Annotated in this window: 21 protein-coding genes; 14 read left to right on the forward strand and 7 right to left on the reverse strand. The window is 76.8% G+C overall.

The features are described 5' to 3' along the window. Positions 1–172 precede the first annotated feature (172 nt). From FS882_RS06205 to FS882_RS06225, 5 genes are all read left to right on the forward strand, one after another. Entirely contained in the window at positions 173–1,228 is a 1,056-nt protein-coding gene (locus FS882_RS06205) for an iron-containing redox enzyme family protein (protein ID WP_158371943.1), read from the forward strand. Next, entirely contained in the window at positions 1,225–2,322 is a 1,098-nt protein-coding gene (locus tag FS882_RS06210) for a glycosyltransferase (protein WP_262348098.1), read from the forward strand. Before FS882_RS06205 ends, FS882_RS06210 begins: the two co-directional genes overlap by 4 nt. Continuing rightward, positions 2,319–2,597 carry a CDGSH iron-sulfur domain-containing protein gene (locus FS882_RS06215; protein WP_158371945.1) on the forward strand — a complete coding sequence of 93 codons (279 nt, stop codon included), beginning with the start codon at positions 2,319–2,321 and terminating at the stop codon, positions 2,595–2,597. The genes FS882_RS06210 and FS882_RS06215 overlap by 4 nt, the downstream gene beginning before the upstream one ends. Next, entirely contained in the window at positions 2,594–3,337 is a 744-nt protein-coding gene (locus FS882_RS06220; RefSeq protein WP_158371947.1) for an MBL fold metallo-hydrolase, read from the forward strand. The genes FS882_RS06215 and FS882_RS06220 overlap by 4 nt, the downstream gene beginning before the upstream one ends. A gap of 296 nt (positions 3,338–3,633) precedes the next feature. Next, the gene (locus FS882_RS06225) at positions 3,634–5,085 is read left to right on the forward strand and encodes a phytoene desaturase family protein (protein WP_158372115.1); all 1,452 of its coding nucleotides are present in this window, start codon (positions 3,634–3,636) and stop codon (positions 5,083–5,085) included. A gap of 35 nt (positions 5,086–5,120) precedes the next feature. Here the strand turns inward: FS882_RS06225 and FS882_RS06230 are convergent, their stop codons facing one another. After that, on the reverse strand, positions 5,121–6,161 hold the full coding sequence (locus FS882_RS06230) for an App1 family protein (protein WP_158371949.1): 1,041 nt from the start codon (positions 6,159–6,161) through the stop codon (positions 5,121–5,123). A gap of 145 nt (positions 6,162–6,306) precedes the next feature. On the opposite strand from FS882_RS06230, the gene FS882_RS06235 reads away from it, so the two are divergent. Continuing rightward, the gene (locus FS882_RS06235; RefSeq protein WP_187365157.1) at positions 6,307–7,116 is read left to right on the forward strand and encodes a DUF1684 domain-containing protein; all 810 of its coding nucleotides are present in this window, start codon (positions 6,307–6,309) and stop codon (positions 7,114–7,116) included. A 139-nt stretch (positions 7,117–7,255) separates the two neighbouring features. On the opposite strand, the gene FS882_RS06240 is transcribed toward FS882_RS06235, so the two are convergent. Beyond that, the gene (locus tag FS882_RS06240; protein WP_158371953.1) at positions 7,256–7,681 is read right to left on the reverse strand and encodes a transferase; all 426 of its coding nucleotides are present in this window, start codon (positions 7,679–7,681) and stop codon (positions 7,256–7,258) included. A gap of 238 nt (positions 7,682–7,919) precedes the next feature. Here FS882_RS06240 and FS882_RS06245 point away from each other — a divergent pair, with 238 nt between their 5' ends. From FS882_RS06245 to FS882_RS06270, 6 genes are all read left to right on the forward strand, one after another. Next, a complete protein-coding gene (locus FS882_RS06245) occupies positions 7,920–8,681 on the forward strand; it encodes a DeoR/GlpR family DNA-binding transcription regulator (RefSeq protein WP_158371955.1) in 762 nt (253 codons plus the stop codon). Positions 8,682–8,694: 13 nt separating this feature from the next. Continuing rightward, on the forward strand, positions 8,695–9,735 hold the full coding sequence (locus FS882_RS06250; RefSeq protein ID WP_158371957.1) for a zinc-dependent dehydrogenase: 1,041 nt from the start codon (positions 8,695–8,697) through the stop codon (positions 9,733–9,735). Between the two features lie 207 nt (positions 9,736–9,942). Beyond that, positions 9,943–11,481 carry a PTS mannitol transporter subunit IICB gene (locus tag FS882_RS06255; protein WP_158372117.1) on the forward strand — a complete coding sequence of 513 codons (1,539 nt, stop codon included), beginning with the start codon at positions 9,943–9,945 and terminating at the stop codon, positions 11,479–11,481. Further along, positions 11,478–11,915, forward strand: coding sequence for a PTS sugar transporter subunit IIA (locus FS882_RS06260; RefSeq protein WP_158371959.1), 438 nt, complete (start codon positions 11,478–11,480; stop codon positions 11,913–11,915). Before FS882_RS06255 ends, FS882_RS06260 begins: the two co-directional genes overlap by 4 nt. A gap of 200 nt (positions 11,916–12,115) precedes the next feature. Further along, positions 12,116–15,247 (forward strand): DEAD/DEAH box helicase, encoded by a 3,132-nt coding sequence (locus FS882_RS06265; RefSeq protein WP_158371961.1) that lies wholly within the window; start codon positions 12,116–12,118, stop codon positions 15,245–15,247. A 59-nt stretch (positions 15,248–15,306) separates the two neighbouring features. Next, complete coding sequence (locus tag FS882_RS06270; RefSeq protein ID WP_158371963.1) at positions 15,307–17,676, forward strand: glycoside hydrolase family 65 protein; 2,370 nt, start codon at positions 15,307–15,309, stop codon at positions 17,674–17,676. Positions 17,677–17,700: 24 nt separating this feature from the next. On the opposite strand, the gene FS882_RS06275 is transcribed toward FS882_RS06270, so the two are convergent. After that, positions 17,701–18,585 (reverse strand): ArgP/LysG family DNA-binding transcriptional regulator, encoded by an 885-nt coding sequence (locus tag FS882_RS06275; RefSeq protein WP_158371965.1) that lies wholly within the window; start codon positions 18,583–18,585, stop codon positions 17,701–17,703. 90 nt (positions 18,586–18,675) lie between these two features. On the opposite strand from FS882_RS06275, the gene FS882_RS06280 reads away from it, so the two are divergent. Further along, positions 18,676–19,326 carry a LysE/ArgO family amino acid transporter gene (locus FS882_RS06280; RefSeq protein ID WP_158371967.1) on the forward strand — a complete coding sequence of 217 codons (651 nt, stop codon included), beginning with the start codon at positions 18,676–18,678 and terminating at the stop codon, positions 19,324–19,326. A gap of 53 nt (positions 19,327–19,379) precedes the next feature. Here FS882_RS06280 and FS882_RS06285 read toward each other — a convergent pair whose 3' ends face one another. Together FS882_RS06285 and FS882_RS06290 are read right to left on the reverse strand one after the other, a co-directional pair. Beyond that, positions 19,380–20,825: an amino acid permease gene (locus FS882_RS06285; protein ID WP_158371969.1), complete on the reverse strand. Its 1,446-nt coding sequence runs from the start codon at positions 20,823–20,825 to the stop codon at positions 19,380–19,382. Between the two features lie 112 nt (positions 20,826–20,937). Continuing rightward, positions 20,938–22,647, reverse strand: coding sequence for a BCCT family transporter (locus tag FS882_RS06290; protein WP_222848139.1), 1,710 nt, complete (start codon positions 22,645–22,647; stop codon positions 20,938–20,940). 145 nt (positions 22,648–22,792) lie between these two features. Here FS882_RS06290 and FS882_RS06295 point away from each other — a divergent pair, with 145 nt between their 5' ends. Next, positions 22,793–23,005 (forward strand): DUF3072 domain-containing protein, encoded by a 213-nt coding sequence (locus FS882_RS06295; RefSeq protein WP_158371971.1) that lies wholly within the window; start codon positions 22,793–22,795, stop codon positions 23,003–23,005. Positions 23,006–23,023: 18 nt separating this feature from the next. Here the strand turns inward: FS882_RS06295 and FS882_RS06300 are convergent, their stop codons facing one another. Together FS882_RS06300 and FS882_RS06305 are read right to left on the reverse strand one after the other, a co-directional pair. After that, positions 23,024–24,055, reverse strand: a complete 1,032-nt coding sequence (locus tag FS882_RS06300; RefSeq protein ID WP_158371973.1) for a serine hydrolase domain-containing protein — start codon at positions 24,053–24,055, stop codon at positions 23,024–23,026. Between the two features lie 63 nt (positions 24,056–24,118). Next, positions 24,119–24,709, reverse strand: a complete 591-nt coding sequence (locus FS882_RS06305; RefSeq protein ID WP_262348099.1) for a D-alanyl-D-alanine carboxypeptidase family protein — start codon at positions 24,707–24,709, stop codon at positions 24,119–24,121. Positions 24,710–24,713 lie beyond the last annotated feature (4 nt).

Here is a 24,713-nt window from a genome sequence, read left to right on the forward strand (position 1 = left end):
CAGGCCCGCGCGCGCCCGCCGCTCGCCGCGCGGGTCCCCCTCCGCACGGCTAGCGTGACCAGCACGGGATGCAGCGGCGCACGCCGCCCGCCTCCCGCGCCCGCCCTCGAGCAGCCGGGGGCGCCCGCAGCGCGCCGTCGCGCGCCGCCCCCGGACGAGGGACACCCACACCATGCGCGCACCGTCGCCCCGAGGCCCGCTCAGCGAGCGGGTCCGGCACGCCCTGACGACCGGGGAGGTCGACGACGCCCTCCCGGAGGAGGCCGCCCGGGCCGCCGCCGGGTCCGCGGACCTGCTCACCGACGAGGACGTGCAGGTCACGCTGACCGCGCTGTACGAGCTGCACCACCAGGGTCTGGACGGGGTCGACGACCGCCTGGAGTGGGACCCGACCCTGCTGCGCGCCCGCGCCGCGCTCGAGGACCCGTTCGAGGCGCAGCTGCGCGCCGAGGTGACCCTGCCCGAGGACCTGCTGGCCGAGCTGGACGCGAACGCCGGGCGCGAGGGCCTCGGCCCGGCGGTGGCACGCGCCCTGTTCGACCTGACGAGCCGCGACGACGGCCCCAGCCTGTCCGCGTACATCGCGCGGAAGGCCACGGACGACCAGCTCCGGGAGATGCTCGTCCAGCGGTCGGTGTACCAGCTCAAGGAGGCGGACCCGCACACCTGGGCGATCCCGCGGCTGCTGGGTGTCCCCAAGGCCGCGCTCGTCGAGATCCAGGCCGACGAGTACGGCGGCGGCCGCCCGGAGCGCATGCACGCGGCGCTGTTCGCCCGCACGATGCGCGGCCTGGGGCTGGACGACACCTACGGCCGGTACGTCGACGACGTGCCGGCGATCACCCTCGCCTCGGTGAACATGATGAGCCTGTTCGGCCTGCACCGTCGGCTGCGCGGCTGCATCGTCGGCCACCTCGCGGCGTTCGAGATGACGTCGTCGCAGCCGAACCGGCTGTACGGCAACGGCTTCCGCCGGCACGGGTACGACGCCGACGTCACCTGGTACTTCGACGAGCACGTCGAGGCGGACGCCGTGCACGAGCAGATCGCCGGCCGGGACCTCGCGGGCGGGCTCGTCGAGCAGCAGCCCGCGCTGCGGGACGACGTGCTGTTCGGCGCGGCGGCGTGCCTCGCGGTCGACGGGCGGGTGGGGCGGCACCAGATCGACTCCTGGACCGCGGGCCGGTCCTCGCTGCGCCGACCGCTGGCGGTGGGGAGCGCGGCGTGACGCCGGGCGACCCGGCGCTGCCGGACGCGGAGTACGTCCTGCCGCTGCGGTGGGCCGAGGACCACGACCTGCCCGACCTGGCCGGCTACCTGGGCCGGCTGGTCGCCTGGCTGCCCGTCACCGTCGTGGACGGCTCCGGGGACGCGCGGTTCGCCGCCCACGCCCGCGCCTTCCCCGCCGCGGTCCGGCACGTGCGCCCGGACCCGCACCCGGGCCGGAACGGCAAGGTCGCCGGCGTCGTGACCGGCCTGCGGCTCGCCCGGACGGACCGGGTGGTGCTCGCGGACGACGACGTGCGGTACGACGAGCCCGCGCTCCGCGCGGTCCTGGACCGGCTCGCCGAGGCCGACGTGGTCCGCCCGCAGAACGTCTTCGTCCCGATGCCCTGGCACGCGCGCTGGGACACGGCCCGGTCCCTGGTCAACCGGGCGACGGGCGGGGACTACCCGGGCACTCTCGCGGTCCGCCGGACGGCGCTCGGCCCCGAGGGCTACGACGACGACGTGCTGTTCGAGAACCTGGAGCTGCTGCGCACCGTCCGGGCGCGCGGCGGGCGGGTGCTGCGCGCTGATGACGTGTACGTGCCGCGCCGCCCGCCGACGACCCGGCACTTCCTCGCCCAGCGCCCGCGGCAGGCCTACGACAGCCTGGCCCAGCCCGGCCGGTTCGCCGCCGAGCTCGCCGTGCTGCCCGCCGTCGTGCTGGCCGCCCGCCGCGCGCCGCGCCTGCTCCTGCTGCTCGCCGCCGCGGCGTGCGCGCTCGCCGAGAGCGGCCGACGGCGCGCGGGCGGGGCGGATCGGTTCCCGGTCACCGCCAGCCTGCTCGCCCCGGCCTGGCTGCTCGAGCGCGCGGTGTGCGCTTGGCTCGCCCTGGCCCTGCGTGCCACCGGCGGCGCCCGCTACGGCGGGGCCCGGCTGCCGCGGGCCGCGACGTCGCCCCGCGAGCTCCGCGCCCGCACCACCGCCTCCCCGGCGACCCGCGGCGGACACCCCGACCACGCCGCGCACGTCGACGACGCCGCCCGCCCCGACCCCGCCGACGGCCCGCCCCCCGGCCGCCCCTCCCCCGCACCGCGCCACCTGGAGACCGCATGAGCGCCGAGCACGCCCCCGTCGTCCTCACCCCCTGCCCGGACGGGCCGATCCTCGTGCGCGGCGACGTCGAGATCCGCGACGCCGCCGGACGGGCCGTCCCCCGGCGGCGCGCCACCGTCGCGCTGTGCCGGTGCGGCGCGTCCGGCATCAAGCCGTTCTGCGACGGCTCGCACAAGGCCATCGGCTTCCGCACGGACGACGAGGTGCCGCGGCCGGTCGAGCCGGTCCCCGCGCCCGGGACCGGCGCCGCCGCGGGCGACCGGAGCGCGTCGTGAAGATCTCCGTGCCCGCCCCCGGGGTCGCCCGCCTCGAGCACGCCTACGTCAACTGCTACGTCGTCGCCGACGAGCGCGGCGCCACGGTCGTCGACGCGGGCCTGCCCCGGATGTGGCCGATGCTGCCGCGGCTGCTCGCCGCCGTCGACCGCACGCCGGCCGACGTCCGCGCGGTGGTGCTCACCCACGCGCACTTCGACCACGTCGGGTTCGCCCGGCAGGCGATGCGGAACCTGCACGTGGACGTCTGGGTGCACCCGGCGGACGCGCGGCTCGCGGCGCACCCGTACCGGTACGCCCACGAGAACCCCCGCGCCACCTACCCGATCCGGCACCCCCGGGCACTGCCGATCCTCGGCGCGATGCTCGCCGCGGGTGCCGCGCGGGTCCGCGGCGTCACGGTGGTCCGGTCCCTGGACCCCGGCACCCGGCTCAAGGTCCCCGGCAGGCCCGAGGTCGTCGCCTGCCCCGGCCACACGGACGGGCACGTCGCGCTGCACCTGCCCGACCGGGGCGTGCTGCTGTCCGGTGACGCGCTTGTCACGCTCGACCCGTACACCGGGCGCACCGGGCCGCGCATCGTCGCCGGGGCCGCCACCGCGGACAGCGCGCTGAACCTCGCGTCGCTGGACGCGCTCGCGGCGACGCGCGCGCAGCTGGTGCTGCCGGGGCACGGCGAGCCGTGGACCGGCGGCGCCGCCGAGGCCGTGCGGCTCGCCCGGGCGGCCGGCCCGGCCTGATCCGGGGGCGCGCGGTCGGGCGCGGCCCGCACGGGCGGCCTCGCCCGTGCCGCCTCTCGCGCGAGCCGGTGCGGACGCGAGCCATCCCGCCTACGGTCGAGGGCGTGACCTCGTCCTCCGCCGACCGACCGGACCGACCCGACCGACCGGACCGCCCCGGCCGCGACGAGCGCGCCGGCGGGGCCGGTCCGGCCCGGCACGGCGCCCGCCGCGGCCGCGGCCCGACCGCGTCACCGCGCGGCCGGGCCGCCCACGCGGCGGGGCCGGGGACGCCGGGGCAGCGCGGCGGCCGCGAGGTGGACGCCGTGGTCGTCGGCGCCGGCCCGAACGGCCTGGCCGCCGCCGTCACCCTGGCGCGCGCGGGGCTCGAGGTCGTCGTGCTGGAGGCGCAGGACACCGTGGGCGGCGGCTCGCGCACGCTGGACCTCGGCCTGGCCCCCGGGGTCGTGCACGACATCTGCTCCGCGGTGCACCCGATGGCGTGGGCGTCCCCCTTCTTCCGGTCGCTGGGGCTGCACGAGCGCCTCGACCTGCTGACGCCCGCCGCGTCGTTCGCGCAGCCGCTGGACGGGGGCCGGGCGGCGATCGCCTACCGGGACCTGGACCGCACCGCCGACGGGCTGGGGGCGGACGGTGCCGCCTGGCGGGAGACGTTCGGCCCGCTCGCCGCGCAGTGGGAGGACGTCGTCGCGCTGGCGCTCGGCGACCACCGGAGCGTCCCGGCGGGGGCGACGCCCCGGTCGGCGGTGACGGCGGCCCGGTTCGCGCTCGCGGTGCTGCGCAACGGGCAGTCCGTCGTGCCGTCGGCGCTGCGCACCGAGGAGGGCGCCGCGCTGCTCACCGGCGTCGCCGGGCACGCCATCACCCCGCTGCCGTCGCTGGCCGCGGCGGGCACGGCGGTGCTGCTCACCACGCTCGCCCACGCCGGGCACGGCTGGCCGGTGGTGCGCGGCGGGTCGCAGGCGATCGTGGAGGCGCTGCTCGCGGACCTGGTGCGGCTCGGCGGCCGCGTCGTGACCGGGCACCCGGTCGCGCGGCGCGCCGACCTGCCGCCCGCCCGGGCCTACCTGTTCGACACCGGCCCGCGGCTCGTCGCGCAGGTGTTCGGCGACGCGATGCCGCCGCACCTGGTGCGCGCGTACGCCGGCTTCCGGTACGGGAACGCGGCCGCCAAGGTCGACCTCGTCGTCGACGGGCCGATCCCGTGGGCGCACCCCGACGTCCACCGGGCGGGCACGGTGCACCTCGGCGGGAGCCGCGACCAGGTCGTCGCGGCCGAGCGCGCCGTGGGCCGCGGCCGGCACGCCGAGCAGCCGCTGACGCTGCTGTCGGACCCGGCGTCCCTCGACCACGGGCGGGTGACGGGCGGCCTGCGCCCGGTCTGGGCGTACGCGCACGTGCCCGCGGGGTCCGACGTCGACCCGACCGAGACGGTGATCCGGCAGGTCGAGCGGTTCGCGCCGGGGTTCCGGGACACCGTCGTCGCCGCGCACGGCATCCCCGCGGCCCGGCTGGCCGAGCACGACGCCAACCTGGTCGGCGGCGACATCTCGGGCGGGGCCATCTCGCTGGTCGGGATGTTCACCCGGCCCACCCCGCGGCTCGACCCGTTCGCCACCGGCGCGCCCGGCGTGTACCTGTGCTCGGCGTCGGCGCCCCCCGGGCCGGGCGTGCACGGCCTGTCCGGCTGGTACGCCGCCCGGCGCGCGCTGCGCCAGGTGTTCGGGCGGTCGGACCCGGGGGCCTGAGGGCGCCAGGGGTCGCCACCGGCCGCCGCGGGCGGTCAGCCGATGACGCCCGCCTCCGCGAGCTGGTCCGCCAGCGCCCGCCCGTCCGGCGCGTGCACGGTCACGACCGACGACCGGTCCAGCTCGTCCACCGCGCGCCGGGTGGCCGGGGTCGGTCCGGGCAGACCGTTCTGCGCGACCTGCTCGCCGACCGACAGCTCCCGCACGGCGATGGCCGCGACCCGGCCGGGGTTCTCCGCCGCGAACGTCTCGTAGACCTGCGGGTCGTGCTGGCCGTCGTCGCCGACGAGGATCCACTGCAGCCCGGGCAGCTCGTCGGCGAGCCGGCGCAGGGTCGCGGCCTTGTGCTCCCGCCCGGAGCGCATCAGCGCGGCACCCGTCGGCCCCAGGTCCGTGAGCAGCAGCGACCCCTGCGGCAGCCCCACCCGGTGCAGGAACCGCGACAGGGCGCTGGCGGTGTTCCACGCGCCGGTGGACAGGTAGAACACCGGGGCGTCGGGGTGCGTCGCCGTCAACCGTCCGTACAGCTCCGGCATGCCGGGGACCGGCTTGCGGCGCGCCTCCGAGCGGACCAGGAAGTTCCACGCCGCGAGGTGCGGCCGCGGCACCATCGTCACGAGCACGGTGTCGTCGATGTCGCTCACGATGCCGTGCGTCGCCGCGGGGTCGACCACCTGCACCGGGGCCGGGACGTCGGCGTCCTCGCCCACCGACAGGTAGAGCGTCTGCCAGCCCGGCTCCAGCGGGACGTCCAGCCACGCGTCCAGGTAGCCCCCGCGGTCGGTGCGCGCCACCAGCAGGTCCGGCCCCTCGCCGGGCTGCGCGCGGACCCGCACCTCGGCGTCCGGCAGCTCGGCCGACAGCAGGTTCCGCCAGCCCCGGCGGGCGATGCTGCCCGGCGTCGGCGCGTCGGGCGCGGTGAGCAGTACCCGGGCGCGCACGCGCGACCGGTCGACGGTCCCGTACGACGGGTACGCGACCACGCGCGGGGTGTACCCGCGGCGGGACAGCAGGCGGACGACGGCGGAGGTGACCCGGTCCTCCGCACGGGCGGCGAGCGCGGCGAACGTCGGCATGCCGGTCAGTATCGCGGCGACGCGGCCCGGCCGCGCGCCGGGCGGACCACCGGTCACGTCGTCTCACCGCGCGCCACCGGGCATCGGCTCCGCCGGGGCGCGGTTAGCGTCTCCCGGACCGCGCCGACCCCCGGAGGAGCACCCCGTGACCAGCACCGACGACCTCACCGCACCGGCCGGCTGGCGGGCCTGGGCCGCGGCCCGGGACGCCGAGCTCGCCGACCCGTACGGCTGGCTCAGCCTGACCGCCCTGCACTGGCTGACCGGGACGCCGGCGGCGTACGACGACCTGCCCGGCCTGTGGTGGGCCGACGACGCCGGCATCCACGTCGACCCCGCGGGCGCGGCGGCGGGGGCGCCGGGCGGGGCGCTCAGCCTCGACGGCGCCCCGCTCGGCGCGGCCACCGTCGTGTGGACCCCTGCCGGCGGCGCCGTCGGCGACCTGCGCGCCGGGGACCGGCTCCTGGAGACGGTCGGCCGCGGCCCGCTGAACCACGGGGTCCGGGTGCGCGACCCGCACGCCCCCGCGGTGGCCGCCTTCGACGGCGTCCCCCGCTTCGCCCACGACGCCGCCTGGGTGCTGACGGCCGGCTACGAGCCCGCCGCCGCGGGGACGGTGGAGGAGACGGGCTCGGTGGCGGGCCGGGTGCGGCACCGCCGCGACGTCGCGGGGCACGTCCGCCTCTTCCACGACGGCGCGGAGCACGTGCTCCAGGTGGCGGGTGGCGGGCAGCCGGCGATCTGGTTCCGGGACGCGACCAACGGCCGCGAGACGGCGGCGTTCCGGGTCCTCGCCGTCGACCCGCGACCGGACGGCTCCGTGGTCCTCGACCTGAACCGCGCCGAGAACGCCCCGTGCGCCTTCAGCGACCACGGCACGTGCCCGCTGCCGCCCGCGGGCAACACCCTCCCGTTCGCGGTCCTGGCGGGCGAGCGCCGCCCCGCGGGCCGCTGACCGGCCCGCCGGGCCACCGCCACCGCCGAGGTCGAGCGTTCGCGGCGAGGTCGAGGGTCTCCGCCCGCCCGGCGCGGGCAAGCCCTCGACCTCGGCGAGGGATGCCGGCCGCGGGCACGGCGGAGGGCGGGTCAGGGCGTCAGGCGACCAGGTGCCGGTCGAGGCGCCGGCCGCCGCGGACGGCGGTGCCGGGCACGACCGCACCCGGCTCCACCCGCGACTCGGCCTCCACGACCGCGCGGGGCTCCAGGCGGGCGTCGGCGCCGATCTCGGCGCGCACCCCCACGGAGGCGCCGGCGCCGACGGTCGCGCCGCGCGCCAGGTGCACGTGCGAGCCGACGGTCGCCGCCACCTCCACGCGCGCGCCGGGCTCCACCCAGCAGTGCTGCCCGATCCGGGCGCGCGCCTCCACGCGGGCGCCCGGGTCCACCCAGGCGGAGTCCGCGACGTACGCCGTGTCGTCGACGACGGCCCCCTTGGCGACGAGCCCGCCGCCGTTGCCGTGACGCTGGTAGCGCACGACCGTGCCGTCCTGCATCTCGAGGTCTTCGTATCGCTTCTTCATCCTGCCCTTCCCAACGCGGCACGAGGAGCCGTTGTTCCCGGCGTCACGAAGTCGCGGGTGACCTCCCCCGACGCGGCGCGAACCTGCGTTTGCCCCCGCATCGGTGTTTGCTTCGCTCTGGGTTCCCCCGTTTTTGTTGACTTCCGGTGTGTCCTCCGCCACAGTGGGCACTGCCGGGCACCGAGGCCCGACGCGGCGCCACCCCGGGCCGCACGCTGGAGGACAGGACATCGCCGTCGTGTACCCGCCCGAGCGCCACACGCTGATCCTCACGACCGCCCGCGCCGCCGGCCGGGTCGAGGTGCAGCAGCTCGCCGCCGAGATGGACGTGACGCCCGAGACCGTGCGCCGCGACCTCACGGCGCTCGAGCGCATGGGTCTGGTGCGCCGCGTGCACGGCGGCGCGGTGCCGGTCGAACGCCTCGGTTGCGAGCCCGCCCTCGCCCAGCGGGAGCACGAGCTCGGCGCCGAGAAGGACCGGATCGCCAAGGCCGCGCTGGACGAGCTGCCCGAGGGCGGGTCGGTGATCCTCGACGCCGGGTCGACCACCGCGCGGCTCGCCGAGATGCTGCCCGCCGACCGCGAGCTGACCGTCGTCACGCACGCCCTGCCGGTCGCCACCGCGCTGACCGCGCTCCCCCTCGTCACGCTGCACCTGGTCGGCGGCACGGTCCGGCCCCGGACGCTGGCCGCCGTCGGGTCCTGGGCCGAGCGCGCGCTCGCCGACGTCCGGGTCGACGTGGCGTTCCTCGGCACCAACGGGCTGAGCGTCGAGGCCGGGCTGTCCACGCCCGACCTCGCCGAGGCCACCGTGAAGCGCGCGCTCGTGGCCGCCGCGGCCCGCACCGTCGTGCTCGCGGACCACACCAAGGTCGGCCGCACCGAGCTCGCCGTGGTGGCGCCGCTCGGCCGGGTCGACGCCGTCGTCACCGACAGCGGCGTCGCCCCGGAGCTCGCCGACGAGATCGAGTCCGCCGGCCCGCGCGTCGTGCGGGCCTGAGTGAAGGAGAGAGATGAAGGTCTTCCGCTTCTACGCCCCCGGTGACGTGCGCCTGGAGGAGGCACCCGAGCCGACGCCGCAGGACGGCGAGGTCAAGATCCGCGTCCGCGCCACGTCGATGTGCGGCACCGACGTCAAGATCTCGACCTCCGGCCACCTGCGCATCCGCCCGCCGCGCGTCATGGGGCACGAGATCGCCGGCGAGGTCGTGGAGGTCGGTGCCGGGGTCGAGGGCTGGGCGCCGGGCGACCGGGTCCAGGTCATCGCGGCGATCCCCTGCGGCGAGTGCGAGTTCTGCCGCGCGGGCGCCATGACCATCTGCCCGAACCAGGTGTCGATGGGCTACGACTTCGACGGCGGGTTCGCGCCGTACATGATCGTGCCGCGCGAGGTGCTGAAGGTCGACGGCCTCAACCGGATCCCGGAGAACGTCTCGTTCGCCGAGGCCAGCGTCGCCGAGCCGTTCGCCTGCGCGATCAACGCCCAGGAGATCATCGACGTGCACAAGGGCGACACCGTCGTCGTGGTCGGGTCGGGCCCGATCGGCTGCCTGCACGTCCGGCTCGCCCGCGCCCGCGGCGCCGAGAAGGTGGTCCTGGTCGAGCTCAGCCGCGAGCGCCTCGACCTCGCCGCCGCCGTCGTGCACCCCGACGTCGCGATCTGCGCGGCGGAGGTCGACCCGGTCGAGGCCGTCAAGGAGGCCACGGACGGGCGCGGGCCCTCGGTCGTCATCACCGCCGCCGCCTCGGGGGTCGCGCAGGAGCAGGCGCTGCAGATGCTCGCGCCGCAGGGCCGGCTCAGCCTGTTCGGCGGTCTGCCCAAGGACTGGCCGACCATCACCTTCGACTCCAACCTCGTGCACTACCGCGAGCTGGCGGTCTTCGGGGCGAACGGGTCCAGCCCCGAGCACAACCGCCAGGCGCTGGCGCACATCGCCGACGGGAGCGTTCCCGTCGCCGACCTCATCACCCACCGGCTGCCGCTGGACCAGGTCGCCGAGGGCATCGACGTCGTCCGTACGGGCGCGGGCATCAAGGTCACCATCGAGCCGTGACGACCCGCCGCGAGGCAGTCGCCACCCACCACGAAGGAGCAGGTCAATGAGGATCCTCTCCGCGCCGGGCCGCAGCGCCCGGCCGACCCCCCGCGACGGGGAGGTGTGAACCCCGTGTCCACCGCAGCCGCCACCACCACGCCGGCCCCGTCGCGGGGCAAGCAGGCCCAGGTCCGCGTCCAGCGGTTCGGGGCGTTCCTGAGCGCCATGATCATGCCGAACCTCCCGGCGTTCCTCGCCTGGGGGCTGATCACGTCGCTGTTCATCGCCGTCGGCTGGCTGCCGAACGGCATCCTCGGCGGGTTCGGCAACGCCGACGACCCCGGCAGCTGGCAGGGCGCCGCCACCCAGCTCGCCCTCGCCGACGACGGCACCACGTTCCAGCAGTACGTCGGCATGGTCGGCCCGATGGTGACCTACCTGCTGCCGATCCTGATCGCGAACGCGGGCGGCCGGATCGTCTACAAGGAGCGCGGCGGCGTCGTCGCCTCCATCGTGGCGGTCGGCATGATCACCGGCTCCACCGTGCCGATGTTCCTCGGCGCGATGATCGTCGGCCCGCTGTCGGCGTGGGTGCTGAAGAAGGTGGACTCGATCTGGGCCGGGAAGATCAAGCCCGGCTTCGAGATGCTCGTCGACATGTTCACCGCGGGCATCCTCGGCGCCGCGATGGCCGTCGGGGCGTTCTTCGGGTTCGCCCCGATCATCACCGGCGTGTCCGACGCGCTCGGGAACGTCGTGTCCTGGATGGCCGACAACCACCTCCTGCCGCTGATGGCCGTGGTGGTCGAGCCCGCGAAGGTGCTGTTCCTGAACAACGCCATCGGCAACGGCGTCCTGGTGCCGCTGGGCGCCCAGGAGGTCGTCGAGCAGGGCAAGTCGCTGCTGTTCCTCGTGGAGTCCAACCCCGGGCCCGGCCTCGGGATCCTGATGGCCTACACGTTCTTCGGCATCGGTGCGGCGCGGTCGTCCGCCCCGGGCGCGGCGGTCGTGCAGTTCATCGGCGGCATCCACGAGGTGTACTTCCCGTTCGTGCTGATGAAGCCGACGCTGATCATCGCGGCGATCCTCGGCGGCGCGACCGGCATCGCGACCAACGTGGTGTTCGGCAGCGGCCTGCGCGGCCCGGCGGCACCGGGGTCGATCATCGCGGTGTACGCCGCGACACCACGCGACTCGTTCGTCGGGGTGACGCTCTCGGTGGTGCTGGCCTTCGTGGTCACGTTCCTGGTGGCGGCGGTCATCCTCCGGGCCTCGCGGAAGCGGGACCTGGCGGCGGGCGGCGGCGACCTCGCGGCCGCGATCGCCCAGACCGAGGCGAACAAGGGCAAGTCGTCCGCCGCGCTCGGCGCGATGGCCGCCACGGTCGGCGCCGGCACGGCGACCACCGGCGGTACCGGCCCGACCGACGGCGTGGCGGGGGCCGCGGCGCCCGTCCGCTCGATCGTGTTCGCGTGCGACGCCGGCATGGGGTCGTCCGCGATGGGCGCGAGCATCCTGCGGGACAAGCTCAAGAAGGCCGGCCGCGGCGACATCACCGTGGTCAACAAGGCGGTCGCCAACCTGGAGGACGACGTCGACCTGGTCATCACCCAGCGCGAGCTGACCGACCGGGCCCGTCGGCACGCGCCCGGCGCGCGCCACGTGTCCGTCGACAACTTCCTGTCCAGCCCCGTGTACGACGACGTCGTGCGGGCGGCCCAGGCGGAGTCGCAGGCCGAGACGGCGGAGAGGAGCACGTCATGACCGAGCTGCTGAGCGCCGACCTGGTCGTCCCCGCGGGCAGCGCCCGCACCAAGGACGAGGCCATCCGGGAGGCGGGCGCGCTGCTGGTCGGCTCGGGCGCCGTCGAGCCCGGGTACGTGGACGCCATGTTCGAGCGCGAGCTGACCATCTCCACGTACATGGGCAGCTACCTCGCGATCCCGCACGGCACCAACGCCGCGAAGGGGGCCATCCACCGGTCCGCCGTGTGCCTGGTCCGGTACGAGGAGCCGCTCGACTGGGACGGCAACCCCGTACGGGTGGTCGTCGGCATCGCCGGGGTCGGCGACGAGCACCTGTCGCTGCTGTCCCGGATCGCCCTGGTGTTCAGCGACGGCGAGCGCGTGCAGCGCGTGCTCGACGCCACCACCCGGGAGCAGCTGACCGCGGTCCTGGCGGAGGTGGAGCCGGCCTGACCCCGCCGCCGCGCGACCGCCGCCGCGCGGCCGGCGCCGCGCACCGAGCGAGTAGTCGACACGTCGAGCGAGTACCCAGTGGGTACTCGCTCGACATGTCGGTTGCCCTCTCGGCGCGGAGCGACGGCGGGGACGGGAGGAGGCGGCGGCAGAGCGGCCCGCGGGCGGGGCTGTCGGGGCCGTGTGGCAGCATCGGGGCCGTGCCCGCCGTCCCGTCCCCCGCCGACCCGGCGGGCGGCACGGACCCCGTGGCGGGCGGCGCGGACCCCGCGGTGGGCGGCGACTGGCGCGCCGTGCTCGACGGGCTGCTCGCCTGGGGCGCCGACGCCCCCGCCCCGCGCAGCCGGCGCGCCGGGCTGCAGGTCGAGCTCCGCGAGCTCACGCCCCGCACCCGCGAGCGCTGGAACGGCCCCGTCTCCCGCACCGCGGTCGCCCGCCGCCCCGGCGAGCCCCCGGACCCCGCGACGGCCGGCTACCGGCTCGGCGTCCGGCCGGTGACACGCACCGACCGCGGGTGGGCGCGCGGCAGCGTCACCTGGGCGAACATCCCGCACCTGCGGGCCCGGCTGGACCTGGACCCCGAGCAGCACCGCTGGTTCTGCCAGGTCGGCGCCCTGCACCGCGCCGCGGAGCCGCCCGCCCCCGGCCAGGACGCGGCGTGGGTGTACCTGGACGACTTCGCGAACCCCGTGCTGTGGGACCTGCTGGACCAGGCGCAGGCGCTCGGGATCGTCCTGGTCGGGTCGGGCGCGGGTGCCGAGGTCCGGCGCGCGGGCACGGCCCGGCTGGGGCTCGACGTCACCCGCACCGCCGACGGCCCCGACGGTCCCGGCGGTCTGCGCGTCGCGGCGCACCTGACCGTCGACGGCGAGCCGCACCCCGTCGCGCACGCGCACGCCATCGGCGACCACGGCGTCTACGTCGTCGACCCCGCCCACCCGCGCCGCGTGCTGCTCGCGCCGACGGCCGAGCCGCTCGGCCCGCAGCAGCTCGCCCTGCTCGGGGACGCGGCCGGCGGCCGGACGGTCGCGGACGCGCTCCGGGCGGGCGTCGTCGTCCCGGCGGACCAGTCCGGCGCGTTCCTGCGCGAGCGGCTGCCCGCCCTGCGCGCGGGCCTCGACGTCGGCAGCGGCGACGGCTCGGTGGTGGTGCCGCCACCCGCGCCGCCGACGCTCGTCCTGACGGTCCGGCCCCTGCCCGGCCGGGTGGTCGACCTGACCTGGCGGTGGGACGGGCACGCCCGCTCGGGTCCGGCGCCGGACCCGCGGACGCTCGTGCCGGAGGACCTGGTGCCGGGCGGCTGGCCGGACCCCGCGGACGACGACGCCGAGACCCTCGGCGCCCACCCGCCGCTGGCGCTGCCCACCACGCTGCGCGACGCGGACGCCGCCGACTTCGTCACCGGTGCCCTGCCGCGCCTCACCGGGCTGCGGGGCGTCCGGGTGGACACGGTCGGCACCGTCCCGGACTACCGGGTCCTGCACGACGCCCCGGTGCTGACCGTGACGGCGCAGCCCAGCGAGCGGACCGACTGGTTCGACCTCGGCGTGACCGTGACGATCGACGGCCGCACCGTGCCGTTCGGGCCGCTGTTCACGGCGCTCGCGCAAGGGCGCCGGCGGCTGCGCCTGGTCGACCACACCTACCTGTCGCTCGACCACCCGGCGCTCGAGCCGCTGGCCGCCCTGGTGGCCGAGGCGCGCGAGCTCGCCGAGTGGGAGACCGGCCTGCGCGTGAGCCGGCACCAGACCAGCCTGTGGGCGGACCTCGCCGCGCTCGCCGACGAGGCCGAGCCGCCCGACGCGTGGCGCGGGCTGCTCGCCGAGGCCGCCGGCGACGCCCCGGCGCCCGTGCCGGTCCCGGCCGGGCTCCGGGCGGAGCTGCGGCCGTACCAGGCCGAGGGGCTGGCCTGGCTCGCGTTCCTCTGGCGGCACCGGCTCGGCGGGATCCTGGCCGACGACATGGGGCTCGGCAAGACGCTGCAGACCCTCGCCCTGCTGCAGCACGCCGTCGAGACCCGCGGCGCCGGTGACGAGGGCCGCCCGTTCCTCGTCGTCGCCCCCACCTCGGTCACCCCGAACTGGGTCGCCGAGGCCGCCCGGTTCGCCCCGGGGCTCGCCGTCCGGCGGATCGAGGCGACCCAGGCGGCCGGGCGTGCCCCGCTCGCCGAGGTGGCGGCCGGCGCCGACGTCGTCGTCACGTCCTACGCCCTGCTCCGCCTGGACGCGGCGGCGTACGCCGCGGTCGGCTGGGCGGGCGTCGTGCTGGACGAGGCGCAGCAGGTGAAGAACCCGGCGTCGCGGGTGCACCGGGCGGCGAAGGACCTGGGCGCCCCGTTCGTGCTCGCCCTCAGCGGCACCCCGGTGGAGAACTCGCTCACCGAGCTGCACGCGCTGCTGGACCTGGTGGCGCCCGGGCTGCTGCCGCCCGCCGCGACGTTCGCGCTGCAGTACGTCCGGCCGATCGAGGACGCGCACGCCGGCATCGCGACCGGCCCCGGCGCGGGCGACCTCCCCGCGTCCGCGGCTCGGCTCCGCGCCGGGCGGCTCGACCGGCTGCGGCGCCGGATCCGCCCGTTCCTGCTGCGCCGCACCAAGGACCTGGTGGCCGCCGACCTGCCGGAGAAGCAGGAGCAGACCCTCACCGTCGCCCTCGACCCCGCCCACCGCGAGGTCTACGACCGGTACCTGCAGCGCGAGCGGCAGAAGGTGCTCGGCCTGATCGACGACCTGGACCGGCAGCGGTTCATCGTCTACCGGTCGCTGACGCTGCTGCGGATGCTCGCGCTCGACGCCTCGCTGATCGACCCGGCGCTGGCCGGCATCCCGTCCGCCAAGCTGGACGCCCTGCTGGAGCAGCTGGACGACGTCGTCGCCGAGGGGCACCGCGCGCTGGTGTTCAGCCAGTTCACGTCCTACCTGGCGCGTGCCGCGGACCGCCTGGACGCCGCCGGCGTGCCCTACGTCTACCTGGACGGCTCGACCACCCGCCGCGGCGAGGTCGTCGACGAGTTCCGCACCGGCGACGCGCCGGTGTTCCTGCTCAGCCTCAAGGCGGGCGGCACCGGGCTGAACCTGACGGAGGCCGACTACGTGTTCCTGCTCGACCCGTGGTGGAACCCCGCCGCGGAGCAGCAGGCGGTCGACCGCGCGCACCGGATCGGCCAGGACCGGCCGGTGCTGGTCTACCGGCTGATCGCCGAGGGCACCATCGAGGAGAAGGTGGTGGCCCTCCAGGCCCGCAAGGCCGCGCTGGTGGACGCGGTGCTGGACGACGGGGACCTGTTCTCGACCACCCTCACCCGGGACGACCTCCGCGACCTGCTGGGCTGACCGGCCCGTCGGCCGACCTTCCCCGCGCCGCCCCGGCGGCGCTGTGGTGGAGTGACCCCGTGCTCCACCGATCCGACGACCCCTGGCACGTCCGGCAGTCCCGCCTGGACCTGCACCACCCCGCGGCCGCCGCCTCCGTGCTGACGCTGTCGAACGGTTACCTCGGCGTGCGCGCCGTGCCGGAACGGCCCGGGCACGGGCTGGGACCCGGCACCCTGCTCGCGACGGTGTACGAGGAGGTGCCGCACGCCTACGCCGAGCGGGCGTACGCCGACCCCGCGGTGGACGAGGTGCTGGTGCCCGTCGTCGACGCGTGGGCCCTCGGCTGGGCGGTCGACGGCGACCCGCTGGACGCGCCCCCGGGCGACGAGGGTCCGCACCACCGGCAGGACGCGGCACCGGCCGCCCCGGGCGACGGGCGGTCTCGCGACCGGCACCACGACGACCGCGTCCTCGACCTGCGCCGCGGCGTCCTCGACCGCGAGCAGCGCTGGACCGCCCCCTCGACGGGCGGCACCGTCGTCCTCAGCACCCGCCGCCTGGTGCCGCTGACCCGCCGCGGCGTGGTCGCGACCCGCTGGCGGGTCCGGGCGGAGGCCGACGTGACGCTGACCGCCCGGCCGGTGCCGGGCTGCGGGCACGCCGGTGCCCCGCCCGCGCACGAGCCGGGCGTGCGCACGCTGACCTGCCGGCACGACCCCGAGGGCTCCGCGGTGCACCAGCGGGCCGACCGCTCCGGCCGGGAGGTGGTGGTCCGCACCGCGCACGAGGTGACCGCCGACGACGGCGCGACGACCCGCTGGTCCACCGACGACCCGGCCGGTGCCGTGCTCACCGTCGACCTGCGTGCCGGGCAGACGGTCGAGGTCGTGGTGCTCGCCGCGTACGCGGGGGGCACGGACGCCGCGGCGCTGCACACCCGCGCCGACGCCGAGCTGCGCGGGGCCCGCGCGGCGGGCTGGTCCGGGCTGCGCCACGAGCAGGAGGCCGAGCTCGCGGGGATCTGGGCGCGCGGCGACGTGCAGGTCGAGGGCGACGACGAGCTGCAGCAGGCGGCCCGGTACGCGCTGCTCCAGGTCGTGCAGGCCGCGGCGCAGGCGGACGGCGCCGGCATCCGGGCGAAGGGCCTGGCGGGCTCGGGCTACCACGGGCACACCTTCTGGGACTCGGAGTGCTTCGTGCTCCCGGTGCTCGACCACGTCCTGCCGCGCGCCGCGGCGGACCACCTGCGCTGGCGGCACGCCACGCTGCCGGCGGCCCGGGCCCGGGCGGTCGAGCTCGGCCTGCCGGGGGTGACGTTCCCCTGGCGGACGATCAGCGGCCGGGAGTGCTCCGGCTACTGGCCCGCCAGCACGGCCGCGTACCACGTGAACGCGGGCGTCGGCTGCGCCGCGGCCCGGCACGTCGCCGCGACGGGCGACGCGGTGTTCGACCGGGACGTCGCCGTCGACCTGCTGGTGCCGACCGCGCGGCTGTGGGCCGGCCGGGGCCACCACACCCCCGAGGGTTTCCGGATCGACGGGGTCACCGGCCCCGACGAGTACACCGCGGTCGTCGACAACAACGCGTACACGAACCTCGTCGCGCGGGAGAACCTCCGGGCCGCCGCGGACGCCTGCGAGCGGCACCCCGACGTCGCGACCCGGCTCGGCGTGACGGCCACCGAGCGCGCCGAGTGGCGCCGCGCGGCGGACCGGATGCTCGTGCCGTACTCGGCCGACCTCGGCGTCACCGAGCAGCACGAGGGCTTCACCCGGCACGCCCCGTGGGACTTCGGCGCCCCGGAGAACACGCAGTACCCGCTCCAGGAGCACCACCCGTTCGTCGAGCTCTACCGGCGGCAGGTCACCAAGCAGGCCGACCTGGTGCTGGCGCTGCACGTGGCGGGCGACGACATCCCCGTCGAGCAGAAGCGGCGCGACTTCGCGTACTACGAGGCGATCACCGTCCGGGACTCGTCGCTGTCGGCGCCCGCGCAGGCGGTGGTCGCCGCCGAGGTCGGCCACCCGGACCTCGCCTACGCGTACGCCCGGGAGTGCGCGCTCATCGACCTGTCCGACCTGCGCGCGTCCACCGCCGAGGGGCTGCACGTCGCGGCGCTCGCGGGCGCGTGGACGGCGCTGGTCGTGGGGCTGGGCGGGCTGCGGCAGTCCGGCGACGCGGTGCGCCTGGCACCGCGGCTCCCCCGCCGGCTGACCCGCGTCGCGTTCACCGTCCTGCAGGCGGGCGCCCGGGTCGAGGTCGACGTGCGGCACGACCTGGTGGCGTACCGCCTGCTCTCGGGCGAGGAGGCGCGGCTCCACCACCACGGCGAGCCCGTGCACCTCACGACGGCCGCGCCCGAGCAGGAGCGCCCGCAGCCGCCGGTGGAGCAGCACCCGAGCCCGCCGCAGCCGCCGCACCGGCACCCGGTGTTCGACGAGACCTGACCCGCGGCGGCGGGCGCCCGCGGGTCAGCGCAGGTACGCCGCCGCGGCCGCCCGGATCGCGTCCCCGGTGCGCTCCAGCGCCGCGGTCCGCACGGTCCACTGCTGCCAGTGCAGCGTGACGTCGACGTGCCGCCCGGGGTCCAGGTCGACGAGCGTGCCGTCCGCCTCCCCCGCGGCGGCGTCCGCGTCGGGCAGCATGCCCCACCCGAGGCCCAGCCGGACCGCCAGCGTGAAGTCCGCCGACGCGGGCACGTGGTGCCGCGGGGGCAGCGCCGGGTCGGCGCCCCGCCCGCGCAGGTACCGGTCCTGCAGGTCGTCCTTGCGGTCGAACACGACGAGCGGGGCGGCCGCGAGCGCTGCCGGGGTCGGGCCGTCCGGGAGCAGCGCCGCCGCCCGGTGCGCGGCGACCATCGGTCGGTACCGCAGCACGCCGAGCCGGTGGGACGTGCAGCCCTGCACCGGGCGGGCGGCCGTGGTGATGGCGGCGACCACCGTGCCCTCGCGCAGCAGGTCGGCGGAGTGGTCCTGGTCCTCGCGGTGCAGGTCGAACACGATCTCGTCGGCCAGCGGCGCCAGCGCCGGCAGCACCCAGGTGCCGAGCGAGTCGGAGTTCACCGCGATCGGCAGCACCGGCCGCCCGGAGGTCGCCCCGGCCGTGACCGCCGCGTGCGCCTCGTCGGCCAGCGCCACCACCTGGCGCGCGAGCCGCAGGTAGACCTCCCCCGCGGCGGTGACCCCCGCGGGCCGGGCGCGCCGCACCAGCACCTGCCCGACGGCGGTCTCGAGCGCGCGGATCCGCTGGCTCACCGCCGACTGGGTGAGGTGCAGCGCCACCGCAGCGCCCTCGAACGAGCCCTCGTCGACGACGGCGAGCAGGGCGCGGAGCTGCGGGAGGTCGACCTCGGCCATGCGGGGACCCTACCGACCCGCGGGCGGCACCCGGGGGCCGGAGGTCCCATCAGCGTTGCTGATGCAGCATCGCTCGCAGTCGTTGGACTGATGGCCCGTGCGGGCCCTACCGTCGGCCGCGTGCCCGCCTCCCTCGCCGCCGCGCTCACCGGCCTCGCCTTCGGCCTGTCGCTCATCGTCGCCATCGGCGCGCAGAACGCGTTCGTGCTGCGCACCGGCCTGCGCCGCGAGCACGTGCTGCCGGTCGTCGCGGTGTGCGCCCTGTCCGACGCGGCGCTGATCGCCGCCGGGGTCGCCGGGCTCGGCACCCTCGTCGACCAGCACCCGGCCGTCCTGACGGTGGCCCGGCTGGCGGGGGCGGCGTTCCTGCTCGGCTACGCCGTCGTGGCGGCCCGGCGGGCGCTGCGCCCCGGCGCGGCGCTCACCGCCGGGGACGGCCAGGAGGCCCCCCGCCGGGTCTGGCAGGTCGTCGCGACCTGCCTCGCGCTGACCTGGCTCAACCCGCACGTGTACCTGGACACCGTGGTGCTGCTCGGCTCGGTGGCCGGCGCCCACGGCGACGACCGCTGGTGGTTCGGTGCCGGCGCGGTGCTGGGGAGCCTGCTGTGGTTCACCGGCCTCGGGTACGGCGCGCGGCTGCTGCGCCCGGTGTTCGCCCGGCCGGGGGCGTGGCGGGTGCTCGACGCGGTGATCGCGCTCGTGATGGCGGCCATCGCGGCGAGCCTGCTGCTCGGTCTGTGAGCGCGGGTCCCGCGGGCGCGGGGGCGGCGAGCGGTGCGGGGGCCCGTCCCCGGTCAGGCCCGCGCCGCCGCCGCGGCCCGCCGCCGCCGGACCAGCGCCGTCACCCCGTAGATCCCCACCACGGCGGCGACCAGCCCCGCGGTCGACAGCAGCTGGCCCCGCGCGGACCCGTCCGCGAGCATCAGCGCCACGAGCCCGGCCAGCGCCGCGAGCGTCGCCCAGGTCAGCCACGGGTAGCCCCACATCCGCAGCGGCAGCTCCTCCCCGCGCGCCCGCGCCTCCGCCTCGAGCCGCGGCCGCAGCCGCAGCTGGGCGACCGCCACCAGCACCCACACCACCAGCAGCGCCGCGCCGACCGCGTTGAGCAGGATGCCCAGCAGCGTGTCCGGCAGCGCCCAGTTCAGCCCGACGGCGACGACGCCGAACGCCACCGACACGAGCACGGCGACCCACGGGACGTCGCGGCCGGACACCCGGCGCAGCACCGCGGGCCCGTCGCCGCGGGCGGCCAGCGAGTACGCCATCCGGGACGTCGCGTACACGTTCGCGTTGAAGGCCGACAGCAGCGCCACGACCACCACGGCCTCCATCAGCCGCGCCGCACCGGGCAGGCCGGCCACGTCGAGCACCGCCACGAACGGGCCCTCCTGCAGGACCGGGGCGTCCCACGGCAGCACCAGCACCATGATCGCCACCGAGCCGACGTAGAACAGCAGGATGCGCCACAGGATCGTCCGGGTGGCCCGGCCGACCGCACGCTGCGGGTCCCTCGCCTCGGCGGCGGCGATCGTCACGATCTCGATGCCGCCGAACGCGAACACCACGACCAGCAGCCCCGCCGCGACGCCGCCCACGCCCGCGGGCGCGAACCCGCCGTGGCCGAGCAGGTTCGTCGTCCCGACGGGATCGGTCCCGGGCAGCAGGCCCAGCACGAGCAGGACGCCGAGCACGAGGAACACGACGATCGCCGCGACCTTCACCAGCGCGAACCAGAACTCGAGCTCGCCGAACTTGCGCACCCCCGCGAGGTTCGCCACGGCGAACACGGCGACGACGACCAGCGCGACCAGCCACTGCGGGACGCCGGGCGCCCAGCCGGTGACGATCCGGGCCACGCCGGTGACCTCGGCGCCGAGCACCATGATCAGCGTGAACCAGTAGACCCAGCCGAGGGTGAACCCGGCCCACCGACCGAGCGCCGCCTCGGCGTACACGGAGAACGACCCGCTCGCGGGCAGGGCGGACGCCATCTCGGCGAGCATGCGCATGACCAGCACGACGAGCACGCCGGCCAGCGCGTAGGACACCAGCACCGCCGGGCCCGCGGTCGCGATGCCGACCCCGCTGCCGAGGAACAGCCCGGCACCGATCGCGGAGCCGAGCCCCATCATCGTCAGGTGCCGGGTACGCAGCCCGTGGCCGAGGTGCTCGGCCGGGGCGGGCGTGGCGGACGGGGCGGTGGACGGTGCGGTGGACCGTGCGGGGGTGGCGCGGGGCATGCGGCTTCCTCGTGCGGGGTGCGGGTCCGGCGGCACGGGCCGGTACGGCCGTCGCCGGGTGCCGGCCGCGGTCGCCGGGCCGGCGCCCTACCGTAGCGGGACCGCGCGTCCGCTACCGACCGCCGCGCTCCCGCGAGCGCCGCCACCGGCTCAGGCGCTCGTCGAACCGCCGGTCCACCCGGTGGTCGACCTGGCGGGACAGCTGCCGGGACACCTGCTCGTCGATCTGGGCGCGCAGCTGGCGCCGCTCGGCGCGCAGGAACGCGGTGTGCTCGGCGTGCAGCGCGCGGGAGGTGGACACCACCATGCCGATCATCACCACGCTGAACGGCAGGGCGATCAGGATGGCCGCCGTCTGCAGGGCGGTCAGCCCGCCGGCCAGCAGCAGGGCGATCGCGAGGACGCCGCCGAGCGCCGCCCACACGACGCGCAGCGGGGTGGGCGGGTGCGGGTCGCCGCCCGCCGAGAGCATCGACACCACGAGCGCGCCGGAGTCCGCGGACGTGATGAAGAACAGGGCGACCAGGACGATCGCGCCGATCGACAGCACCGTCCCGCCCGGCAGCCCCGCGAGCAGGTCGAACAGCGCGTTCTCCGGGACGACCTCGCCGCCCGGGCCGACCAGCCCGCCGCCGCCGAACAGCTCGCGGTGCAGCGCCGAGCCGCCGAGCACGGAGAACCACAGGAAGCACACGATCGTCGGGACCAGGAGCACGCCGCCGACGAACTCCCGGACGGTCCGCCCGCGCGAGATCCGCGCGATGAACACGCCCACGAACGGGGACCAGGAGATCCACCAGCCCCAGTAGAACGTCGTCCACGCGGCCTGCCAGGCCTCGCCCTCCGCACCCGAGTACGCCGACACGTTGAACATGAGCGGGATCGCCTGCGACAGGTAGGTGCCGATCGACTGCACGAACTCCCGCAGCAGGAACAGCGTCGGCCCCAGCAGCAGCACCGCCACGAGCAGCACGCCCGCCATCGACACGTTGATGTTCGACAGCCACTTCAGGCCCTTGTCCAGGCCGGACACCACCGAGAGCGTCGCCACCGCCGTGATCGCGACGATGAGGACGACCTGCAGGGCCGTCGAGCTCGTCGCGATCCCGGTGTGGTCGAGGCCCGCGGTGATCTGCAGGACGCCGAGGCCGAGCGACGTCGCCACGCCGAAGACCGTGCCCACGACCGCCGTGATGTCCACCGCGTCCCCGAGCCGGCCGCGCACCCGGTCGCCGAGCAGCGGCTCGAGCGACCAGCGGATCGACACCGGCCGCCCCTTGCGGTGCACGGTGTACGCGATGGACAGGCCGACGACCACGTAGATAGCCCAGGCGCTCAGGCCCCAGTGCAGGTACGTCTGCGACATCGCCGCCTGGGCGAGCTGCTCCGGGGTCCCGGTCACGCCGGGCTTGGGGTTCGCGTAGTGGCTCAGCGGCTCGGCCACGCCCCAGAACACGAGGCCGATGCCCATGCCGGTGGCGAACAGCATCGCGAACCACGAGCCGAGGGGGTACTCGGGCTCGTCGTCGTCCTTCCCGAGCCGGATGTCCCCCCACCGGCCGGCGCCGAGCCAGATGGCGAAGGCCACGAAGCCCGCGACGAGGGCGACGTAGTACCAGCCGAACCCGCTGACCACGTCGGACTGCACCCGCCCGATGACGTCGCCCGCGGCGTCGGGGAACAGGATCGTGAACCCGGAGACGACGGCCACGACGGCGGTGGAGCCCCAGAACACGGCCCGGGACGTGCCCCACGGGCCGCGGCCGCCACCGGGTCGGGGCGCCGCCTCGTCAGCGGGGATGTCGGTCGTCGGTGTCGCCACGGGGGTCCTCTCGGCGGTCGGCGCGGGGCGGCGACCACCCTAACCACGCAGGTCACCACCCACCACAGGATCGTCCCGCCCCTCGCACCGCGCAGGGCGGGCGCTCGCCGTGCGGCTGCGGGCGGCCGGACCTACCGTGACCGGCATGAGCGAGCAGACCCCCGACCCCACCACCGACGCCACCAAGGACCCGTCCGACTGGGTCACCGGCGACGAGCCGATGACCGGCCCGCAGGACTCCTACCTGCACACCCTCGCCCGCGAGGCCGGCGAGGAGGTCCCCGAGGGCCTGACGAAGGCGCAGGCGTCTGAGATGATCGACCGGCTCCAGGGCGAGACCGGGCGGGGCGCGAGCTGACCCGCCGGCCCTCCCCCGTCAGTCCCCCTCGGGCTCCCGCAGCACCGGCCACGCGCCGTCGGACGTGTTCGCGATCACGGTGACCGTGACGCCGGTCCCCGGGTCGTGCCGCGTCCGCGCCGACACCCCCGCGTCGTAGCCCTCCAGGACCAGGTCGGCCGAGTCCGGCCCCAGCCAGAACCCGCGCCCGTAGCGCATCCCCTCGTCCTCGACGACGTGCAGCGGCTCGGTCAACCGCGCCACGGTGGCCGGGGACACGATCCGCCCGCCGGTCAGGGCGGCCCAGAACGCGGCGAGGTCGGCCGCGGTGGTCGCGAGACCCCCGTCGCCGCTCCCCCGCACCGGCAGGTGCAGCACGTTGGTCCGGGGCCCGTCGGCGTCCAGGTAGCCGACCGCCAGGTCCGCCGCCGGCTCGTCCGACCGCGGGAAGCCGGTACGCGTCATCCCGGCCGGCCCGAGGACCCGCTGCGCCACGAGGTCGGGGAACGGCACTCCCGCGACCCGCTGCGCGACGAGCGCCAGCAGCACGAAGCCGGAGTTGTTGTACGCGAACACCGCGCCCGGCTCGGACACCTGCGGGTGCGGAGCGAGCATCGGCAGGTAGGCCTCGGTGTCGTCCAGCGCGTGCGGCGGCACGGTCAGCACGTAGTCGGTGATCTGCCCGTCGCCGTTCTCGTCCAGGTAGTCGCCGATCCCGGACGTGTGCGCGAGCAGGTGGTCGACGGTGACCCGGTCGTCGACCAGCGGCAGGTCCTGACCCAGCACCGGCCGCACGCAGTCGTCCCAGCCCAGCCGCCCCTCCTCGACGAGCGAGGCGATCGTGAGCGCGGTGAAGCCCTTCGCGACGCTCGCGACGCCGAACCGGTGCTCGACGGAGGCCGCGACGCCGCGCGCCCGGTCGGCCCAGCCGTACGCCCGCGCGAACAGCACCTCCTCGCCCCGCGCGACGTGCACGACGCCGCTCAGGCCGGTGGCCTCGGCACGGGCGTGCAGGGCGGGACCGAGGTCCTCGGGGGCGGTCGTCGGGCGACGGTGCTCGGCGGTCGTCATGCGGCGACCGTACGGCGGCGGCCCACGGCGGGACCACCGGATATCGCGGTCGGGCCGCGGCCGTCACCAGCCCCAGGACGAGTCCGGGTGCTGCTCGGGGCACGCGTCCGCCCCGTCCGGCAGCTTCTCGAAGTGCCACACCTCGTTCGCGTACGTCTGGCACAGGCCGAACTCCAGCCCGTGCTCCGCCAGCCAGTACGCGCCCTGGGTGGCGCCCACGTCGATCGCGAGGCCCTGGACGTGCGCGGACGTCTCCGGCGGCAGCACCCACCGGTACGCCTCCGGCACGCCGTGCTTCGCCACCGCCTCGTCGACGAGCTGCTGCTGCTCCTCCGCGGTGCGCCTGCCCGAGGTGATCCGCAGCTCGACGTCCTCCGCCGCAGCGGCGTCGCGGGCCGCCTCGAACCGGGCGAGCAGGTCGGCGTCGACGCCGTCCGCCGGGCCGCCGACCGGGGCGCCGGGCTCACCGGTCGGCGACCCGGGCAGCTCGCCGTCGGACGCGGCCGCGACGCGCGGGGGGCGCTCGGTCGCGCCCGCCGCCGAGCACCCGGAGGCGACGAGGGCCACGAGGGTCAGCCCGGCCGCGGCCAGCGTCGGACGGCGACGGGTCCGTGCGGAGAGGGTGGGTCGGCGGGACGGTGCGTCGGTCGTCATGCCT

The sequence above is a fragment of the Cellulosimicrobium cellulans genome (genome assembly GCF_007679345.1).
GTDB classification, from domain to species: Bacteria; Actinomycetota; Actinomycetes; order Actinomycetales; family Cellulomonadaceae; genus Cellulomonas; species Cellulomonas cellulans_A.

Excerpts from the sequence above, each read along its gene's own strand:
- FS882_RS06230 (WP_158371949.1), bottom strand. The coding sequence starts at position 6,161 with ATGCCGACGTTCGCCGCGCTCGCCGCCCGTGCGGAGGACCGGGTCACC.
- FS882_RS06300 (WP_158371973.1), bottom strand. The coding sequence starts at position 24,055 with ATGACGACCGCCGAGCACCGTCGCCCGACGACCGCCCCCGAGGACCTC.
- FS882_RS06250 (WP_158371957.1), top strand. The coding sequence starts at position 8,695 with ATGAAGGTCTTCCGCTTCTACGCCCCCGGTGACGTGCGCCTGGAGGAG.
- FS882_RS06205 (WP_158371943.1), top strand. The coding sequence starts at position 173 with ATGCGCGCACCGTCGCCCCGAGGCCCGCTCAGCGAGCGGGTCCGGCAC.
- FS882_RS06295 (WP_158371971.1), top strand. The coding sequence starts at position 22,793 with ATGAGCGAGCAGACCCCCGACCCCACCACCGACGCCACCAAGGACCCG.
- FS882_RS06255 (WP_158372117.1), top strand. The coding sequence starts at position 9,943 with ATGATCATGCCGAACCTCCCGGCGTTCCTCGCCTGGGGGCTGATCACG.
- FS882_RS06280 (WP_158371967.1), top strand. The coding sequence starts at position 18,676 with ATGGCCCGTGCGGGCCCTACCGTCGGCCGCGTGCCCGCCTCCCTCGCC.
- FS882_RS06240 (WP_158371953.1), bottom strand. The coding sequence starts at position 7,681 with ATGAAGAAGCGATACGAAGACCTCGAGATGCAGGACGGCACGGTCGTG.
- FS882_RS06260 (WP_158371959.1), top strand. The coding sequence starts at position 11,478 with ATGACCGAGCTGCTGAGCGCCGACCTGGTCGTCCCCGCGGGCAGCGCC.
- FS882_RS06285 (WP_158371969.1), bottom strand. The coding sequence starts at position 20,825 with ATGCCCCGCGCCACCCCCGCACGGTCCACCGCACCGTCCACCGCCCCG.
- FS882_RS06215 (WP_158371945.1), top strand. The coding sequence starts at position 2,319 with ATGAGCGCCGAGCACGCCCCCGTCGTCCTCACCCCCTGCCCGGACGGG.
- FS882_RS06275 (WP_158371965.1), bottom strand. The coding sequence starts at position 18,585 with ATGGCCGAGGTCGACCTCCCGCAGCTCCGCGCCCTGCTCGCCGTCGTC.
- FS882_RS06305 (WP_262348099.1), bottom strand. The coding sequence starts at position 24,709 with ATGACGACCGACGCACCGTCCCGCCGACCCACCCTCTCCGCACGGACC.